This is a genomic window from Sphaerisporangium sp. NPDC004334 (genome assembly GCF_053602655.1).
Map to the genome: position 1 here is coordinate 106,731 of NZ_JBSGDZ010000022.1, position 16,912 is coordinate 123,642.

Annotated in this window: 15 protein-coding genes; 6 read left to right on the forward strand and 9 right to left on the reverse strand. The window is 72.5% G+C overall.

The genetic code is table 11. The features are described from left to right. Nucleotides 1-10: 10 nt before the first annotated feature. A complete protein-coding gene (locus ACWEN6_RS27775) occupies nucleotides 11-493 on the reverse strand; it encodes a protein-tyrosine phosphatase family protein (protein WP_452574201.1) in 483 nt (160 codons plus the stop codon). Between the two features lie 95 nt (nucleotides 494-588). Continuing rightward, complete coding sequence (locus ACWEN6_RS27780) at nucleotides 589-1,779, reverse strand: epoxide hydrolase family protein (protein ID WP_452574203.1); 1,191 nt, start codon at nucleotides 1,777-1,779, stop codon at nucleotides 589-591. Between the two features lie 61 nt (nucleotides 1,780-1,840). Here ACWEN6_RS27780 and ACWEN6_RS27785 point away from each other — a divergent pair, with 61 nt between their 5' ends. Then, nucleotides 1,841-2,806 carry a helix-turn-helix transcriptional regulator gene (locus tag ACWEN6_RS27785; protein WP_452574205.1) on the forward strand — a complete coding sequence of 322 codons (966 nt, stop codon included), beginning with the start codon at nucleotides 1,841-1,843 and terminating at the stop codon, nucleotides 2,804-2,806. Nucleotides 2,807-2,861: 55 nt separating this feature from the next. Here ACWEN6_RS27785 and ACWEN6_RS27790 read toward each other — a convergent pair whose 3' ends face one another. Then, complete coding sequence (locus tag ACWEN6_RS27790; protein ID WP_452574207.1) at nucleotides 2,862-3,824, reverse strand: ScbA/BarX family gamma-butyrolactone biosynthesis protein; 963 nt, start codon at nucleotides 3,822-3,824, stop codon at nucleotides 2,862-2,864. Between the two features lie 93 nt (nucleotides 3,825-3,917). On the opposite strand from ACWEN6_RS27790, the gene ACWEN6_RS27795 reads away from it, so the two are divergent. Beyond that, nucleotides 3,918-4,562 carry a ScbR family autoregulator-binding transcription factor gene (locus tag ACWEN6_RS27795; protein ID WP_354838516.1) on the forward strand — a complete coding sequence of 215 codons (645 nt, stop codon included), beginning with the start codon at nucleotides 3,918-3,920 and terminating at the stop codon, nucleotides 4,560-4,562. Here the strand turns inward: ACWEN6_RS27795 and ACWEN6_RS27800 are convergent. Then, on the reverse strand, nucleotides 4,547-5,284 hold the full coding sequence (locus tag ACWEN6_RS27800; RefSeq protein ID WP_452574209.1) for an SDR family NAD(P)-dependent oxidoreductase: 738 nt from the start codon (nucleotides 5,282-5,284) through the stop codon (nucleotides 4,547-4,549). The genes ACWEN6_RS27795 and ACWEN6_RS27800 overlap by 16 nt on opposite strands. Nucleotides 5,285-5,413: 129 nt before the next feature. Beyond that, on the reverse strand, nucleotides 5,414-7,063 hold the full coding sequence (locus ACWEN6_RS27805) for an FAD-dependent oxidoreductase (RefSeq protein ID WP_354838522.1): 1,650 nt from the start codon (nucleotides 7,061-7,063) through the stop codon (nucleotides 5,414-5,416). A gap of 287 nt (nucleotides 7,064-7,350) precedes the next feature. Between ACWEN6_RS27805 and ACWEN6_RS27810 the strand changes: the two genes are divergently transcribed. Next, nucleotides 7,351-8,856, forward strand: a complete 1,506-nt coding sequence (locus ACWEN6_RS27810) for a sensor histidine kinase (RefSeq protein WP_452574211.1) — start codon at nucleotides 7,351-7,353, stop codon at nucleotides 8,854-8,856. On the opposite strand, the gene ACWEN6_RS27815 is transcribed toward ACWEN6_RS27810, so the two are convergent. The 4 genes from ACWEN6_RS27815 to ACWEN6_RS27830 all read right to left on the reverse strand — a co-directional run bounded on the left by ACWEN6_RS27815 (nucleotide 8,822) and on the right by ACWEN6_RS27830 (nucleotide 13,462). Continuing rightward, nucleotides 8,822-10,096: a low temperature requirement protein A gene (locus ACWEN6_RS27815; RefSeq protein ID WP_452574213.1), complete on the reverse strand. Its 1,275-nt coding sequence runs from the start codon at nucleotides 10,094-10,096 to the stop codon at nucleotides 8,822-8,824. The two genes, ACWEN6_RS27810 and ACWEN6_RS27815, sit on opposite strands and share 35 nt — an antisense overlap. A gap of 158 nt (nucleotides 10,097-10,254) precedes the next feature. After that, a complete protein-coding gene (locus ACWEN6_RS27820) occupies nucleotides 10,255-10,974 on the reverse strand; it encodes an SDR family oxidoreductase (protein WP_452574215.1) in 720 nt (239 codons plus the stop codon). 6 nt (nucleotides 10,975-10,980) lie between these two features. Beyond that, on the reverse strand, nucleotides 10,981-12,435 hold the full coding sequence (locus tag ACWEN6_RS27825) for a GMC family oxidoreductase N-terminal domain-containing protein (protein ID WP_452574217.1): 1,455 nt from the start codon (nucleotides 12,433-12,435) through the stop codon (nucleotides 10,981-10,983). Beyond that, nucleotides 12,422-13,462 (reverse strand): ankyrin repeat domain-containing protein, encoded by a 1,041-nt coding sequence (locus ACWEN6_RS27830; RefSeq protein ID WP_452574219.1) that lies wholly within the window; start codon nucleotides 13,460-13,462, stop codon nucleotides 12,422-12,424. The genes ACWEN6_RS27825 and ACWEN6_RS27830 overlap by 14 nt, the downstream gene beginning before the upstream one ends. A 274-nt stretch (nucleotides 13,463-13,736) precedes the next feature. Between ACWEN6_RS27830 and ACWEN6_RS27835 the strand changes: the two genes are divergently transcribed. Genes ACWEN6_RS27835 through ACWEN6_RS27845 form a run of 3 tightly spaced genes read left to right on the forward strand, consistent with a single transcriptional unit; the run spans nucleotide 13,737 to nucleotide 16,911 of the window. Continuing rightward, nucleotides 13,737-14,447, forward strand: coding sequence for an EthD domain-containing protein (locus tag ACWEN6_RS27835; RefSeq protein ID WP_452574221.1), 711 nt, complete (start codon nucleotides 13,737-13,739; stop codon nucleotides 14,445-14,447). Further along, entirely contained in the window at nucleotides 14,444-15,268 is an 825-nt protein-coding gene (locus ACWEN6_RS27840; protein ID WP_354838543.1) for a type 1 glutamine amidotransferase domain-containing protein, read from the forward strand. The genes ACWEN6_RS27835 and ACWEN6_RS27840 overlap by 4 nt, the downstream gene beginning before the upstream one ends. A gap of 14 nt (nucleotides 15,269-15,282) precedes the next feature. Next, complete coding sequence (locus ACWEN6_RS27845; protein ID WP_452574223.1) at nucleotides 15,283-16,911, forward strand: thiamine pyrophosphate-binding protein; 1,629 nt, start codon at nucleotides 15,283-15,285, stop codon at nucleotides 16,909-16,911. The last annotated feature ends 1 nt before the right edge of the window (nucleotide 16,912 follow it).

Below are 16,912 nucleotides of genomic sequence, written 5' to 3' on the forward strand. Positions count from 1 at the left end.
GGCCGCCGGGTCAACCATCACCGGCGGGCGGGCCGTCCTGCGGATCGGCCGGGGGCTCGCCGGCGAACCAGGCGACCCAGCGCCGCTGCCAGGGCGTCTCGACCGCCCTCGGGTGGTGGTGCTCGCGGACCCACGCGACCGCCTCGTCGGGCCCGAGCCCCGCGAGCGTGGCCAGGCAGGCGATGACCGTGCCGGTGCGGCCGACGCCTCCGCCGCAGGCGACCTCCACCGGCGAGCCCGAACGGGCGTGGGCGTGCAGGCGGATGACGGCACGCGCGGCGGCGTCCCGGTCCACCGGCAGCAGGAAGTCGGGCCAGCGGACCCATTCGTGCGGCCAGGCCAGGGCGCCCTGGTGGCGGCGCTGGAGACGCGCCGAGCCCAGGTAGAGCCCGTAGCCGGGCACCGGCCCGTCGGGCAGGGGCCGCCGCAGGCCGCGACCGCGAACCCAGACGCCGTCGGGCAACTCGATCGCACCGGAGAGCGTTTCCGCCATACGAAGATTGTCGCGCACCGCCTGACCTGTCCGTCCCGCCCGTCCTGTGACGGGCGGGCGACGCGCCCTTCCGGTGCGCCGCCCGCCCGCCAGGATCACCGCGCGACGCGGAGGAACTCGCGCAGGTCGCTGACGAGCAGGCCGGGTGTCTCCATCGCCGGGAAGTGGCCACCCCGGTCGAACTCCGACCAGTGGTCGACGGTGTTCCCGGGGTCGGCGAGGGCGCGGATCGTCATGTCCGCCGCGAACACCGCGATCCCCTGCGGCGGCGCCGGCACCGACGGCCATCCGGCCTGATCGTCGCCTGACGGCCCTGAGGCCATCTCGCGGTAGGCGCGCATCCCCTCGTAGAGGATGTCGGCCGAGGACGCGCCGGAGCCGGTGAACCAGTACAGGCTCACGTTGGTGAGCAGCCGGTCGCGGTCGACCGCGTCCTCGGGCAGGTCGGCGGCGGGGTCGGTCCATTCCTTGAACTTCTCCGCGATCCACGCCAACTGTCCGATCGGCGAGTCGTTCAGCGAGTAGGCCAGGGTCCGCGGGCGGGTGGACTGCAGGTGCAGATAGCCGAGTCCGTCCTGGCGGGCGGCGTTGAATCGCTCGGCGCGTGCCCGGTCCGCGTCGGACAGCCCGTCCAGCTCGATGGGCGGTCCGAACGGGTACGGCGATGGACCGTTGATGTGGGTGGCGACCACGCGGCCCGGGGCGGCCATGGGCAGCAGCGTGGTCACGCCACCCCCGATGTCGCCGCCTTGCGCGGCGAATCGCTGGTAGCCGAGCCGGCTCATCAGCTCCCCGAACGCGGCGGCCACCCGGAACAGGTTGCCCCAGCCCGGTTCCCGCACCGGGTTGGAGAACCCGAAGCCGGGCAGCGACGGGATCACGACGTGGAACGCGTCCGCCGGGTCACCGCCGTGCGCGCGGGGATCGGTCAGCGGCCCGATCACGTCCAGGAAGTCCACGAACGATCCTGGCCAGCCGTGGCAGAGGATCAACGGCAGCGCGTCCGGCTCGGGTGAGCGGACATGCAGGAAGTGGATGTCCTGGCCGTCGATCGTGGTCACGAACTGCGGGTGCTCGTTCAGCGTCTTCTCCTGCGCGCGCCAGTCGAAGCCGCCGGCCCAGTAGGCCGCCAGCTCCTTGAGGTGGTCCGCGGGAACGCCGCGCTCCCAGCCGGTTCCGGGGATCTGCCGGGGCCAGCGGGCGCGGGCGATGCGGTCGCGCAGGTCGTCCAGTTCGGCCTGCGGAATGTCGACGCGGAAGGGGCGGATGTCGGTGGTGTTCTCCATGCCGGAGAATCTAGGAGGGATACAGGAACCTCCCGTTCCTGTATCCGGGCAGACTTGAAATATGTCGGACACGGCACAACGACTGCTGCGGCTGCTCTCCTTGTTGCAGACGCCGCGGGACTGGAGCGGACCAGAGCTGGCCGAGCGTCTCGGCGTCACCGCGCGCACCGTGCGCAATGATGTGGAACGCCTGCGTGGTCTCGGCTATCCGGTGCAGGGCATCAGGGGCGTCACCGGCGGTTACCGGCTCGGGGCGGGTGCGGAGTTGCCGCCGCTGCTGCTCGATGACGACGAGGCGGTCGCCGTCGCGGTCGGGCTGCGGGTGGGCGCCACACAGGGAGCGGTCACCGGCATCGAGGAGGCGGCGCTGCGTGCCCTGACCAAGCTGGAACAGATGCTGCCCTCACGGCTTCGCCGTCGTGTGAGCGACCTGCGCGCCTACCTCGTCCCGCTTCCGCACGCGGGCCCCCGCGCGGACGCCGATACGCTCACCGCGATCGCGGCGGCCGCGCGCGACCACGAGCGGCTCCGGTTCGACTACGTCGGTCATGACGGGTCGACCGGCCGCCGCGAGGTCGAGCCGCACCGGCTCGCGCACAGCCGGGGCCGCTGGTACCTGGTCGGATGGGACGTCGCGAGATCCGACTGGCGCACCTTCCGGGTGGACCGGCTGCGGCTGCTGACACCGAACGGCCCGCGGTTCACCCCGCGTGAGCATCCCGGCGGTGACCTCGTCGGCCATGTCGCCACCGGCCTGGCCACGGCGACCTGGCAGTGCCGGGCGCGGGTGACGGTCCGCGCACCGGCCGAGCACGTGCGCGACCGGCTGCCGTCCGGCGTCCGGGTGGAACCCTTGGGCGACGACGCCTGCGTGGCCGAGGTCGGCTCGGACACACCGCGGATGCTGGCCTGCTATCTCGGCATGCTCGGTGCCGACTTCGAGGTCACCGGGCCGCCCGAACTCCTCGCGGAGATTCGCGCGCTGGCCGGCCGCTACCGGCGGGCGGTTCCGGAGGGAGCACCTTGAGGTACGTCGCCGCCCGGCGTGCCGGGCATCGAGCCACCCGGCCGACCCGGCGGGCCTAGGCGGTCACGGCACTGGAGGGGATCGGGCCGGCGTAGACCAGGCCGGCGGCGGCGACCTCGCCGTCCTGCTCGACGGAGACCCGGACGGGCACCTCGCCGCCGCTCGCCTCCCCCTCCACGCGGGCGCGGACGACGGCGGCGCCCCACAGCTCCACGTACCGGGTGAAGGTGGCGTACATCTTGACGGGGGTGAGCGGCAGCGGGTGGGTGAGGGCGAGCGCCGCCTGCCGCATGGCCTCCATGAGGGCCATGCCGGGGATGTGGTCGAGGCTGTGGTCGAACAGCACCGGATGCGCGGGGTCCACTCGCAGCGGCCAGGCTCCCTCCTCGGGCGTGCGGTCGAGAGGCACGCCGAGGACGACGTCGAAGGGCCGGTCCCGGCCGACCAGGCGCGGGTCGACCGGGTCGGCGAGCGGCCGGTCCCGCGCGGGCCGGCCGGCCAGGCTCGGCGCGCGGAGCCGGTCGTGGGCCGCCCGGGACACGCAGTCGAAGCTGCCCTCGCCCATGCCGACCAGCCGCCCGTCCCGGTAGAAGTCGACGTGCCCGCGCAGCCCGGCGAGCGTGCGTCCCCGGTGGCGCACCTGGCTGCGGGTGAAGCGGAGTGTCAGGTCGGTGGGGCCGGTGCCGACGGCCAGACCGGCGAGATTCACCTCATAGGACAGGTCCCACATGAGGAAACGGCGGTCGAGCGGGCAGTCCAGTTGCGCGTGGCTCACCACGAGCCCCGCCTGGCGGATGGTCTCGGCGGCCAGCAGCGGGTCGTGGCATCCCCCGGCCGGTCCGTAGAAGCCGTGGGCCCGGGGCCACTGGGCCGCGACCACGGAGGTCTTCTCGTCGAGCGCCCGCCAACCGGTGATCATCACCTCGGACACCGCGCTCCGATGGACCAACTGCCGAGGGACGGTCTGCTCAAAAAGTGCTGGATCGGCGGATAAATCCAGCACATCGGGTGTAGCCATGGGGTACCACCTCTCTAGAGCTGCTGCCCTCGAGGGGGTCGAGGGCGTAGAATACCGACCGACCGGTTTTTTTTAGGAGGAAGCACTTCCGCGATGGCGAAACAGGCACGTGCGCGGGCCACCAGACAGCGCATCCTCGAAGGCGCGGCCGAGGTGTTCGAGGAGTGCGGCTACGCGGCGACGACGATGGCCGAGATCCTCCAGCGCTGCGGAGTCACCAAAGGCGCGCTCTACTTCCATTTCGCCTCCAAGGAGGAACTGGCCAGGGCGATTCTGGCCGCCGACGAGACCCTCCTTTCCACGCTGGTGTCCGGCGAGTCGGCGGCCCTGCAGGTGCTCATCGACGCCTGTCACGGCTTCGCCCGCGACCTGCTGGACAACGTCATCTCACGGGCGAGCGTGCGCCTGGCCATCGAGCACGGCACGTTCTCCGGAGGCGACTTCACCACCCACGTCATGTGGCAGGACGGCGCGCGCGACCTGCTGCTGAAGGCCCGTGAAGAGGGCGACCTGCGGCCGGAGGTCGACGTGGACGCCGCCGCCGCCACCGTGGTCGCCGCCTTCACCGGCGCCCAGATCGTCTCGCAGGCCGTGACGCGCCGCCGCGACCTGCACGAGCGGCTCACCGACTTCTGGCGCCTGATGCTGCCGGGCATCGTGCCGCCCGACCGGCTCTCCCGGTTCGATCCCGCAGGGGCCGCCTCCACCGGCCCCGTGCCGGACTACACCAGGGTGTAGCCGCCGTCCACCGGCAGCGTCGCGCCCGTCACGAAGGACGCGCGGTCGCTGGCGAGCCAGGCGGCCGCCTCGGCCACCTCCTCGGGTTCGGCGGTCCTGCCCTGCGGGGTCGCCGCCCGCAGCAGCTCCTCCATCTCCGGCCGCAGGGCGAACCAGGCGTCGATCATCTCCGACCTGGTCGTCCCCGGCGCGATCGCGTTGACCCTGATGCGCTGCCCCGCGTACTCCGCGGCGGCGGCCTTGGTGAGCCCGATGACCGCGTGCTTGGCGGTGACGTACGGCGCCCCCACCGGCGTGGCGACCAGACCCCCGACGCTGCTGGTATTGACGATGGAGCCGCCGCCGTTGACCAGCATCTGGCTGATCTGCCGGCGCATGCAGTGCCAGACCCCGCGGAGGTTGACGTCGATGACGGCGTCGAACACCGCGTCGTCGAGCAGGTGCATCGGGGAACGCTCCACACCGAGCCCCGCGTTGTTGAAGCCGATGTCGAGTCGTCCGTACTCGCGGACGGCCGTGGAGACGGCCCGGTCGACGTCCTCGGGGCGGGTCACGTCGGCCACCGCGTAGACGGCCTCGAAACCCTTTCCCCGTAATTCGTCCACCAGGTCGCCCAATTCGCGTTCTCGCCGTGCGACGAGAACGACGGCGGCGCCTTCGCGGGTGAATACCCGCGCGGCCGCCGCGCCGATTCCACTGCTGGCCCCGGTTATCAGAGCCACCTTGCCCGATAAAATATCCGACATGTACACATTGTCGCTGCGATCTCTCCCGGCTGACAATATGTTCCGCGTTTAAAGTATGTGAATTCTAAAGATCGATCGGCCGATTGTGATATGGCTTTTGGGGGATCAGGTGCCGGAGCGATAGCGGTGCATCAGGGCGACCGCCATCGCGCCCTCGCCGACGCCCGAGGCGACCCGCTTGACCGAACGGGCGCGCACGTCGCCGGCCGCGAAGACGCCCGGCACGCTGGTCTCCAGCGGGTACGGCTCGCGTTCCAGGCTCCACGCGCCCGCGGGCATGTCCGAGCCGGTCGGCAGGAAGCCGTGGTCGTCGCGCTCCACCACGCCGTCGAGCCACCCGGTGCGCGGCCGGGCGCCGATGAAGGTGAAGACGAAGCGCGCCTCCTGCTCGGTCGTCTCGCCGGTGGCGACGTCGGCCAGCGTGATGCGCTCCAGATGCTCCTCACCGGCGAGTTCCACCACCCGCGTGCCCAGCCGGACCTCGATCGCGGGCGTCCTGCGGATCTCGTCCACCAGGTACTGCGACATGCCCGCTTCCAGGGAGGCGGCCCGGATCAGCATGGTGACCTGGCGCGCGTACTTCGCGAAGTGCAGCGCCGCCTGCCCCGCCGAGTTGGCGCCCCCGATGACGTGGACATGCTCCGACGTGCACGACTGGCTCTCGGTGGTGGCCGCGCCGTAGTACAGGCCCGCCCCGGCGAAGCGGTCGGCGCCGGGGATGTCGAGCCGGTTGTAGGACACGCCCATGGACAGCAGCACGGTCTCGGCGCTGATCTCGGTGCCGTCGGCCAGCGTGATCACCCGCGCCGGGTCGGCGCGGCGCAGCGCCGTCACCTCCACCGGGTACAGCAGCTCGGCGCCGAACCTGCGCGCCTGCGAGACCGCCCTGCGGGCCAGGTCGCTGCCGGCCAGCCCGGTGGGGAAGCCCAGGTAGTTCTCGATCAGGCTGGAGGTGCCCGCCTGCCCGCCCGGCACGTCGGAGTCCACCATGAGCGTCGACAGCCCCTCCGAGGCCGCGTACACCCCGGCCGCCAGCCCGGCGGGGCCGGCCCCGATGATGACCGTCTCGTAGTGCGGGCGCGCCGCCGCCGTGGGCAGCCCCAGCCGCTCGGCGAGCCGGGCGGCGCTCGGCGCGGCCAGGTGGTCGCCCTCGGCGAAGAAGACCAGCGGCAGCGCCTCCCGCCGGCCCTCCGCCAGCAGCCGCGCCTCGGGGTCGGCGTCGACGTCCAGGAAGCGGAACGGCTGCTCGTTGCGGGTCAGGAAGTCCCGCACGGCGTGGGTCGCCGGCGAGACCGGGATGCCGACCACCTTGATGCCCCGGTAGGCGGGCCGGTGCGCGGCCAGCCAGTCCGACAGCAGGTCGTCCAGCACGGGGAACAGCCGTTCCTGCGGCGGGTCCCAGGGTTTCATCAGGTAGTGGTGCAGCCGGACCCGGTTGATCGCGGTGATGGCCGCGTCGGTGTCGGCGTAGGCGGTGAGCAGCACCCGCCGCGCCTCGGGGTAGCGCGCCCCCGCCTCCAGCAGGAACTCCACCCCGGCCATCTCGGGCATCCGCTGGTCCACCAGGAACAGCGCCGGATCGTCGCCGCGCTCGTCCAGCGCGTCGAGGATGCCGAGGCCCTCCTTGCCTGAGGCGGCGCCGAGGATGCGGTAACTGCCGGAATAGGTGGCGCGCAGGTCCCGCCGTACGGCCCTGAGCACCTGCGGATCGTCGTCCACGGCCAGGATGACCGGCTTGCCCGTCTCGTCGCTCACGTCTGTCCGTCCTCCTCGTCCACGGGGGAACACCAGGCCATGGCGGCCTCCAGAATCGGGACGTGCTCCAATCGAGACCTTCAGCGTAGGTACGCGCCCCGGGCGGGCCATCGTGAACCTGATTTAGTCCCGCGAATCGGGTCTCCGCCGCCTCGCGCGAGCGCGCGTACCCGACAAAGTGCGCCCGGATCCTTTGACCGCCCGCCGACGCCGGTGCGAGGCTCCGACACACCTGGCCTGGGAGCCGTAGGGCCGAAGGCCGCACCTGCCCCGAGAGGAGCCCGCCCATGGGCGCAGCAGATCTCCTTCCGGACGAACTCCGCGCGCATCCCCTGTTCGACGGGCTGACCGGGGAGCAGTACCGATGGCTGGCCGACAGCGGCCGCTCACGCGAGCTCGGCGACGGCGAGGTGCTGTTCGCCGAGGGCGCCCCCGCGCGCTTCTTCGTGGTCCTGCTCGACGGCGAGCTGCTCATCTCCAAGGTGGTCGACGACCGGGACGAGGTGCTCGCCCGCCACTCCACCCGGGACGGCGCGGAGGAGCGGGCCATGCTCGCCCACACCTTCACCGGCGAGCTGTGCGTCCTGGCCGGCGACGCCTACCTGGCCACCGCCACCTCGGTCGGCCACAGCCGCGTCGCCCTCTACGACCGGGACACCTTCCTGCAGATGCTGGTGCGCGCGCCGCGCGTGTCGGAGATGGTGGTGCCCGTCCTGGCGCTGCGCGCGCAGGACATGATCGTGAGCGGTGGCCGCCGCTCGACGCTCGCCTCGCTCGGCACCCTGGCCGCGGGCATCGCCCATGAGCTGAACAACCCCGCCTCCGCCGTGATCCGCGCGATCGGCGAGCTGGACGACGCCGTGGAGGAGCTGGAGGCGGCGGCGGAGACCTGGGGCCAGACGGCGGAGCAGGCGGAACGCGCGGCCCTCGCGGCCGCTCGGCGCGACTGGCTCGCCCGCCCGCGCGGCAGCGGTCCCGGCGACGCGCTCGGCGTGAGCCTGCTGGAGGAGGAGCTGCAGGACTGGCTGGAGGACCACGGGCTCGGCGACGGGTCCGCCCTCGCGCCCCTGCTGGCCGAGCGCGGCCTGGACACCGGCTGGCTCGACGACCTCGGGGCGCGGGTGTTCGACGCCCGTCTCCCCGCCGCGCTGCGCTACCTGTCGGAGAGCCTGCGCATCCGCTCGTGCGTCATGGACGTGCGCGAGGCCGGCACGCGGGTCTCGGCGATCGTCAGGAACACCAAGGAGTACACCAACCTGGACCGCGCGCCGGAGACCGACGTGGACGTGCGCGAGGGCCTTGAGTCCACGCTGGCGATGCTGCGCCCGAAGCTCGCCGGCATCACGGTCGTGCGCGACTACGCCCCCCCGCTGCCCCGCGTCCCCGGCTACCCGACCGAGCTGAACCAGGTGTGGACGAACCTGGTGGACAACGCGGCGGGCGCGATGGGAGGGCGGGGCGAACTGCGCGTCAGCGTGCGCGGAGAGGGCGGGTGCGTCCTGGTCGAGGTGGCCGACACCGGCCCCGGCATCGACGCCGCCGTGCTGCCGCGCGTCTTCGAGCCGTTCTTCACCACCAAGGACATCGGCGCGGGCACCGGGCTCGGCCTGCACCTGTCGCACCGCATCGTCACCAAACGGCACCGGGGATCCATCACCGTGCGCTCGCGCCCCGGCGACACGCGGTTCCAGGTGCGGCTGCCCGGGCCGCCGGCCTCCCCGGGGGCGGCAGCGACGGCGGAGGAGGACGGCGCGGCGCCTACGTCGTGCCGGGCGCTTCCCGCCGATGCCTGACCTCGGCCCAGGTGAGCAGCACCAGCAGGCCGGCCAGCGCCGCCGTCTCGGCCGGCGGTGAGAACGATGTGGAGGAAAGGCCCAGCAGCAGGGCGCCGAGCGCGGCGGCGACGCGGACCGCGACCAGCCTGCGGGCCAGCGGCCGGCGGATCACCAGGTGCGCCGCGGTCGTGGCCAGCAGGAACGCCGCGGCGCCGCCGGTGAGCGCGAGGCCGGCGCCGGCCGGCATGTGCGCCTCGGCGGCGTGCTCGATGAGGGCCTCCGACCCGACGGCCGTGGCCGCCAGCCCGGCGAAGATCAGCAGGTGGCCGTACCCGTAGGCGAACCCGCGCACCAGCGAAGAGCGCCCGCTGGTCAGCGCGTTGATGATGACGCGGTGGTCGACGTGCTCGAAGTACACCCACCACAGGCACGCGGCGATCACGAACGTGAAGAACGCGACGGGCAGCGCGCTCGGCGTCGAGGGGGCGCCCCGGGCGCCCCAGGCCACGGCGAGCACCGACTCGCCGAGCACGATCAGCGTGAACAGGCCGAGCCGCTCGGGCAGGTGGGAGGCGTGCGCCGGCGGCGAGGCCACCGTCAGGTACGCCACGAACGGCGTGGCGATCTCCACCAGCAGCGCGAGCGCCCACAGCGCCAGGTGCCAGGGCGCCGACACGGCCACCGAGGCCAGCCACAGGGCGCCGCCGCAGCCGAACCCCGCGACGTAGATGCCGCACAGCTGGCGCAGCGCGGCGTTCTGCGGGGGGCTCTGCGGGGCGTCCCGGCCGGCGCCGGGGCGCGGGGCCCCGGGCGCGTCCGGGGCGGTCCCCGGCGCGCGGGCGGCGCGGCGCGCGTACCAGTACAGGCCCACGAGGATGGCCTGGAGGGCGGCGTTGGCCAGCGCGAACCCGTGCGCCCCGTCCAGCGTGCGGCCGTCGGGGGAGATGGCGACGCCGATCGTGCTGGCCAGCACCAGCGAGCCGAACATCCCCGCGAGCAGGGCGATGCGGAAGTGCGTCGCGTCCGTCTCGAACAGGTCGGCGTAGTAAGCGAAGCTCATCCACACCCACCACACCGGGACGAACAGCGCGCAGAACACCAGGAGCCCATGGAAGGTCAGGTCGCCGTGCAGCAGGCGTGCCAGCTCGGAGACGGCGGCGACGAAGACCAGGTCGAAGAACAGCTCCAGCCACGAGGCGTGCGTCGCCTCGGTGGAGCCGGCCAGATAGCGCAGCGTGGGAGAGCGTCCGGTGCTCACGAACCTCCTCGGTGGAGCGCCGCCGGGCGGGGCGCTCCGAGCCTACGACGGTCCTCCCGCCCGGACCCGGCACCACGCCAGACGGGGCGAGCACGGCACCCGGCGGGGACGACCGGGTGCCGTGCTCGGGGAGGGGGCGGAAAGGGGGACAGGGGAGCTCAGGACAGGACGAGCTCGGCGGGGACCTGGCCGGCGGGGATGTCGAGCAGGCGGATGACGGCGCCTGCGATGTCCTCGGGGCGGAGCATCGACGCGCGCGACGCCCACGAGCGCGCCCAGTCGGCCATCGGCGTGTCGACCAGCCCCGGGCAGATCGCGCACGCGCCGACGCCCTCGCCGGCCAGCTCCTGGTGCAGGGCGGCGGTGAAGCCGACCACGCCGAACTTGGCCGCGCAGTACAGCGAGAAGCCGGGGTCGGCGCGCTTGCCGGAGATGGAGGCGATGTTCACGATGAGCGGGCGCCCCTCGCGCGCGACCTTGCGCAGGTAGGGCAGCGCCGCCTGGCAGAACAGGATGGTGGCCCGCAGGTCCACCTCCAGCACCTCGGTGATGGTGGTCGTGCTGTAGGACTCGAAGGGCCCGGCGGCGAGCAGGCCCGCGCTGTTCACCAGCACGTCGAGCCGCCCCCAGCGCTCGATGTGCGCGGCGACCGCGGCGTGCGCGGCGGCCGGCTGGGCGACGTCGGCCACCACGGTGTGCACGGCCCCGTCCCCTCGGCCGGCCTCGGCGCCGAGCCGGTCGGCGGCGTGGCGCAGCCTGCCCTCGTCCCTGCCGAGAATGGTCACCGCGTGCCCGCGGGCGACCAGCGCGCCGGCCACGGCCAGGCCGATGCCGCTCGAACCGCCGGTCACCAGCGCCGCGTGCTTGGGACTGCTCATCGGTGTCTATTCCTCCACGATGTCGGGGATGATGGCGGCGAGCGCCCGTTCGGCGAGCGCTCCGATGGTCAGGGCGGGGTTGGTGCACGCGGCGCTGCCGCCCGGCAGGAGCGCCCCGTCCACGACGTACAGGCCCGGGTAGCCGTTCACCCGGCCGTACTCGTCGGTGGCCAGGCCCAGGGGGACCCCGCCGCAGGGGTGGCCGGTGAGGCCGGCGTCGATGGCCTCGATCTTGCCGGTGCCGAGCCGCTCGAACGCCGCGCGCGCGCCGTCGGCGATGACGGTCGCCTCGGGGTCGTCCTTGGGCCAGGTCAGGCCGACGGTGTCGGTGTGCCCGTCGTAGGAGAAGGTGCCCTTCGCCGGGCCGAGGCCCATGCCGATGAGGCCCATGAAGCCCTCGGGCATCTTGGCCTGGGGGATGGGCATGGCCGCCATGGCGATGGGCGCGACCGGGTTGTCCAGGTCTTCGAGCACCGCGCCCGCCGGGCCGCCCTCGCTCGGCCCGGTGGGCGGCAGGCCGCTCCGGATGATGACCAGGTCGCCGTTGGCGCCCCAGCGCGTCCCGACGGAGTCGGCCAGCTTGGGCAGCGCGCCGGTGTCGCGGGCGCGGACGAGCAGCTTGGTCGTCGCGACCGACCCGGCGGCCAGGAACAGGTGCTTGGTGTGGATGTCCCTGCGGGCGATGACGCGGCCGTTGTCGTCGAGCTCGTCCACCGTGACCAGGTAGCCGGAGCCGTTCTCGCGCACGTCGGTGACCTGGTGCAACGGCAGCACCTCGACCTTGCCGGTGGCCTCGGCCCTGGGCAGGTGGGTGCGGTCCAGGCTGCGCTTGGCGCCGCTGTTGGCGCCGTACCAGACCTGGCCGGCGATCTGCGAGGCGGGGACGACGCCGGCCAGCTCGGCGCGGATGACGTCCCAGTCGAGGCCCAGCTCGAACAGGCGCGCGGTCATCCCGGCGGCGGCGGCCTCCTCCAGCAGCACCCGCTGGCCGCGGTAGCGCTCGTGGGCGAGCACGTCGGCGGGCATGGTGGACACCCCGACGGCCTCGCGGACCTTGGGGTACCACACCTCGTCCATCTCGTCGTAGCTCAGCCAGGAGGGGAACACCCGGCCGAACAGGTCGCGCCGGGGCTGGTAGAGGACGGTGTTGTAGACCAGCGAGCCGCCGCCGACGCCCGCGCCCACCAGGACGTCGATGCCCTCGCCCCTGACCCGTTCGAGCACGCCGGTGTAGACGTCGATGGGCAGGCCCTCCTGGGCCGGGGCGACGGTCACCGGGCTGAGCCAGGCGGCCCGGCCGTCGGGGCTGTCGTAGGTGGCGAAGGTGTCGTGCGCGTCGGTGATGGGCCAGCGGCGCCCGCGTTCGAGCACGAGCGTCTGGACGCCCGCCTCCGCCAGGCGCAGCGCGGCGATGGCGCCGCCGAACCCGCTGCCGACGACCAGGGCCTCAGTGTCGCGCATTGCCGCCTCCCGCTATGAGAACGGTGACCTCGTGATCGTCCCCGAGGACCTCGCGCGCGAGGTCGAGCGGGGTCTTGCCGTCGTGGCCGGTCAGGCCGAGTGGCGCGCCGGCCTGGACCAGGATGCGGGCGCATTCGGCGTAGCCGTGCCACAGCGCGTCGTGCAGGGGGCTGTAGCCGTTGGTCGCGCCCTGGAAGGCCAGGTCGGCCTCCGGGTGGGCGACCAGCAGGCTGGTGATGTCGGCGTGCCCGTTGTAGACGGCCTTGTGCAGTGGGACGGCGCCGAACGTCGGCTCGACGGCGTTGACGTCGGCCCCGGCGGCCAGCAGCTCGGCGACGATCTCAGTGTGCCCGTCGCGGCAGGCCACCAGCAGCGCGGTGTGGTCGTCGTTGAAGCCGTTGACCATCGGCCAGCGGGTGTCGACGGGGAATCCCTCGGCGAGCAGTTCGCGGACCTTGGCCAGGTCGCCGCCGGTGACGGCGTTCATCAGGGCGTGCCCGGCCGCCGCCGCGTCGTCGGACTCCTGCCGGGCGCGCAGCAGCTTGTCGGACTCGATGAGGCGTTCCTTGCCGAAGGTGTTGACGTTCAGCTCGTACGCGAAGTGCTCTTTCATCGAGAAGCCGTAGTGCGTGGACAGGTTGAGTCCGGCGCCGTGGTCCAGAAGCACCTCGACGATGCCCGGCCACTTGAACCACAGGGCGTCCATGAGGGGGGTGTGGCCGGTGGTCGCGGCGACGGCGTCGACGAAGGCGCCGGCGCCGAGCAGGTCGCGCACGACCTGCGCGCTGCCGCCCTGGCAGGCCTTGTGCAGGGCGGTCGCCCCGGCCTTGGCGTCGGTGGTGAAGACGTCGGCCCCCGCGTCGAGCAGCGCCCGCACGGCGGGGGCGTCCGCGCGGCCGGAAGCGATCATGAGCACGTTGAGCCCGGTGTCGGTGTCGCGCTCGTCGGGATCGGCGCCGGCGCTCAGCAGGTCGCGGATCTCTCCGACGGCGCCGCGGCGCACCGCCGCGGTCAGCTCGCCTTTCATGTGCCACCTTTCGGTAAGGCATCCGTTGAGCTGGACAGTAGGCCCGGCCGCCCGCGGTGGCCATAATCGCCGCGCTTTCGCCGGGCACTTTGTCAGTTGGCCGTCCTGCGGCGAAGACCGACCGAGGATAAGCCGATATTTCCCGATTGCCAGGTGACTTGACTTTAACGGCGGATTCAATGCGCTATGTCGAGAAGTAATGGTTTCTGCTTTGACGGTGGCCGAACGGCGCTGCGATCGTCCCAGTGAAGATCCCTGGCGAAAAGGAGATCGCATGATCCACCAGTTCATCCTGGCCGCCCCGAAGCCAGGCATGACCGCACAGGAGTTCCAGGACTACTGGGTCAACGTCCACGCGGTGAAGTTCGCCGCCAAAATCCCGCAGATCCGCCGCTACCTGATCGACTCGCGCGTCCCGTCCACGGCGGACCGCGGGCGCCCGGCGCTGCCCCACCAGGGCATGGCGGAGATCTGGCTGGCCAACGAGCAGGAGCAGCTCGCCTCGCTGCAGACCGAGGAGTTCCTGCACGGGGCGCGGCTCGACGAGCCGAACTGGGCGGCGTTCTGGCTCACCATCGTGCTGGACACCGACGCCCACGAGATCGTCCCCGGCCCGCCGCTCACCGAGGCCGCCCCGTCCTGGGTCAAGGTCACCACGCTGATCAAGCGCCGGCCCGGCCAGGACCTCGCCGACCACCGCGAGCGGACGCTCTCGGAGTACGCCCCGATCGTCAGCGGGCTGCCCGGGGTGCGCCGCCACCTGCACGCCCACACCAGGGACGGCTTCTACACCTTCGGAGAGGCGTCCTTCGACAGCGTCGAGCAGATCTGGTTCGACGACGTCGCGGCGGCCGAGGCCGCGCTGGCCTCCCCGTACTTCACCGAGAAGGTCGCCCCGGCGCTCGACGCCGTCGCCGACCCCGCGCACGTGTTCTCCCTCACCACCCGGGAGAACTGGATCATCGGCCCGCAGGAGGAGCGATGAGCAGGAAGGTCCTGGTGCTGCTGTCCGAGCACGGCTACTGGGGGGAGGAGCTGCTCGGTCCGCTCACCCACTTCGACCAGCGCGGATACGAGGTCGTCTTCGCCACGCCCACCGGCGGGCGCCCGCACGCGCTGCCGCCGAGCATGGACCCCGACTACCTCGACCCGCCGCTCGGCCGCTCGGTCACCACGCCCGAGGTCGCCAAGCTGGTGCGCGAGCTGGACGACTCCGACCGGCTGGACCACCCCCTCGACATCTCCGCCGTGGTGCCCGAGCGCCCCTACGTCAGCGACGACGACTACCTGCACGCCCTTGAGGCCTACAACAGGACGCTGGACAGGCTGGCGGAGCACATCGACGGCTTCGACACCATGCTGATCGTCGGCGGCAGCGGCCCCATCGTCGACCTGGCCAACAACGGCCGCGTCCACGCGCTGATCCTCGGCTTCCTCAAGGCCGGCAAGCCGGTGGCCGCCGAGTGCTACGGCGTCGCGTGCCTGGCGTTCGCCCGCGACTGGGAGGACCGCAAGAGCATCATCTGGGGCAAGCACGTCACCGGCCACTGCAAGGAGTACGACTACAAGGACGGCACCGGCTTCCTCGGCACCGACTTCAACATGGGGCCGCCGCCGTACCCGCTGGAGTACATCCTGCGAGACGCCACCGGCCCCGAAGGCCGCTACCACGGCAACTTCGGCAAGGAGACCTCGGTCATCGTCGACTACCCGTTCATCACCGGCCGCTCGACGCCCGACTCCTTCCTCACCGGGCAGAAGATCGTCGAGACGCTGGAAGACGGTCTGCGCCGGTTCGGCTGGTGAGCCCGATGAGCCCCATGGACGCCAGAACGGGCAACGAGGCGATCATCGAGCAGTTCCTCGCCGACGGCATGCGGTACATGTTCGGCAACCCCGGCACGGTCGAGCAGGGCTTCCTCGACGCGCTGGAGAAGTACGACGACTTCCACTACGTCCTGACGCTGCAGGAGACCGTGGCGGTGGGCATCGCCGACGGCTACGCCCGCGCCACCGGCGGCCCCGCCCTGGTGCAGCTGCACAGCGGCGTCGGCCTCGGCAACGGCATCGGCATGATGTACCAGGCCAAGCGCGGCCACACCCCGCTCGTCGTGGTCGCCGGTGAGTCCGGCGTCCAATACGAGGCGATGGACGCGCAGATGGCCGCCGACCTGGTCGCCATGGCCAGGCCCGTCACCAAGTACGCGACCCGGGTGACCGACTCCTCCTCGGTGCTGCGGACGCTCCGGCGCGCCGTCAAGATCGCCATGACCCCGCCGCGGGGCCCGGTGTTCGTCTCGCTGCCCCTGGACGTGCTCGACCGGCCCAACGACGAGCCGGTCGTGCCCTCGGTGGTCCCCTACACCGCGACGGCCCCCGACGCCGCGACGATCCGCAAGGCGGCGGCGCTGCTGTCGGACGCCACCGCGCCGCTGGTGCTGTTCGGTGACGGCGTGGCCGCCTCCGGCGCGCAGGCGGAGCTGACCCGCGTGGCCGAGGTGCTCGGCGCGGACGCGTGGGGCGTGGAGATGTCGGAGGTCTCCATCGACGGCCGCCACCCGCTGTACCGCGGCCAGACCGGGCACATGTTCGGCGAGGTCAGCCGGGCCGTGGTCGCCGGCGCCGACGCCGTGCTCGTCGTGGGCACCTACCTGTTCCCCGAGGTCTTCCCCGACCTGGCCTCGCCGTTCCGGCCCGACGCGCGCATCGTGCACGTCGACCTGAACTCCTACGAGATCGCCAAGAACCACCCGGTGACGCTCGGCCTGGTCGCCGACCCCAAGGCCACCCTGGCCGCGCTCGCCGCGGAGCTTTCGTCCTCCATGTCGCCGGCCGCGCGCGAGGCCGCCGCGGGACGGCTGCGCCGCGCCGCCGAGCGGCCCTCGGCCCCAGCCGACGAGGAATCGCTGCTCGGCGCGTTCGCCCGGCGGCTGGCCGAGCGCGCGCCCGAGGACCTCATGGTCTTCGACGAGGCCCTGACCGCCTCCGGCGTGCTCGCCGCCCACCTGCCGCCGCGGCTGCCGGGGCACTGGTTCCAGACCCGCGGCGGCTCGCTCGGCGTGGGCATCCCCGGCGCGATCGGGATGAAGCTCGCCAACCCCGGCAAGACCGTCGTCGGCTTCACCGGCGACGGCGGGAGCATGTACACCATCCAGGCGCTGGCCACCGCGGTCCGCGAGGGCGCCGGCGCCAAGTTCGTCGTCTGCAACAACCGCGGGTACCGGCTGCTCGACCTCAACATCGAGCAGTACTGGCGCGAGCGGGACATCGCCGCGCACGCCTTCCCGCGCTCCTTCGACCTGGCCCACCCCGAGCTCGGCTTCACCGACATCGCCCGCGGCATGGGCGTGGAGGCGATGCGGGTGGAGAAGCGGTCCCAGGTGGAGGAGGCCGTCGAGCGCATGCTGCTCGACGACCGGCCGTTCCTCATCGACCTCATCACGGAGTGAC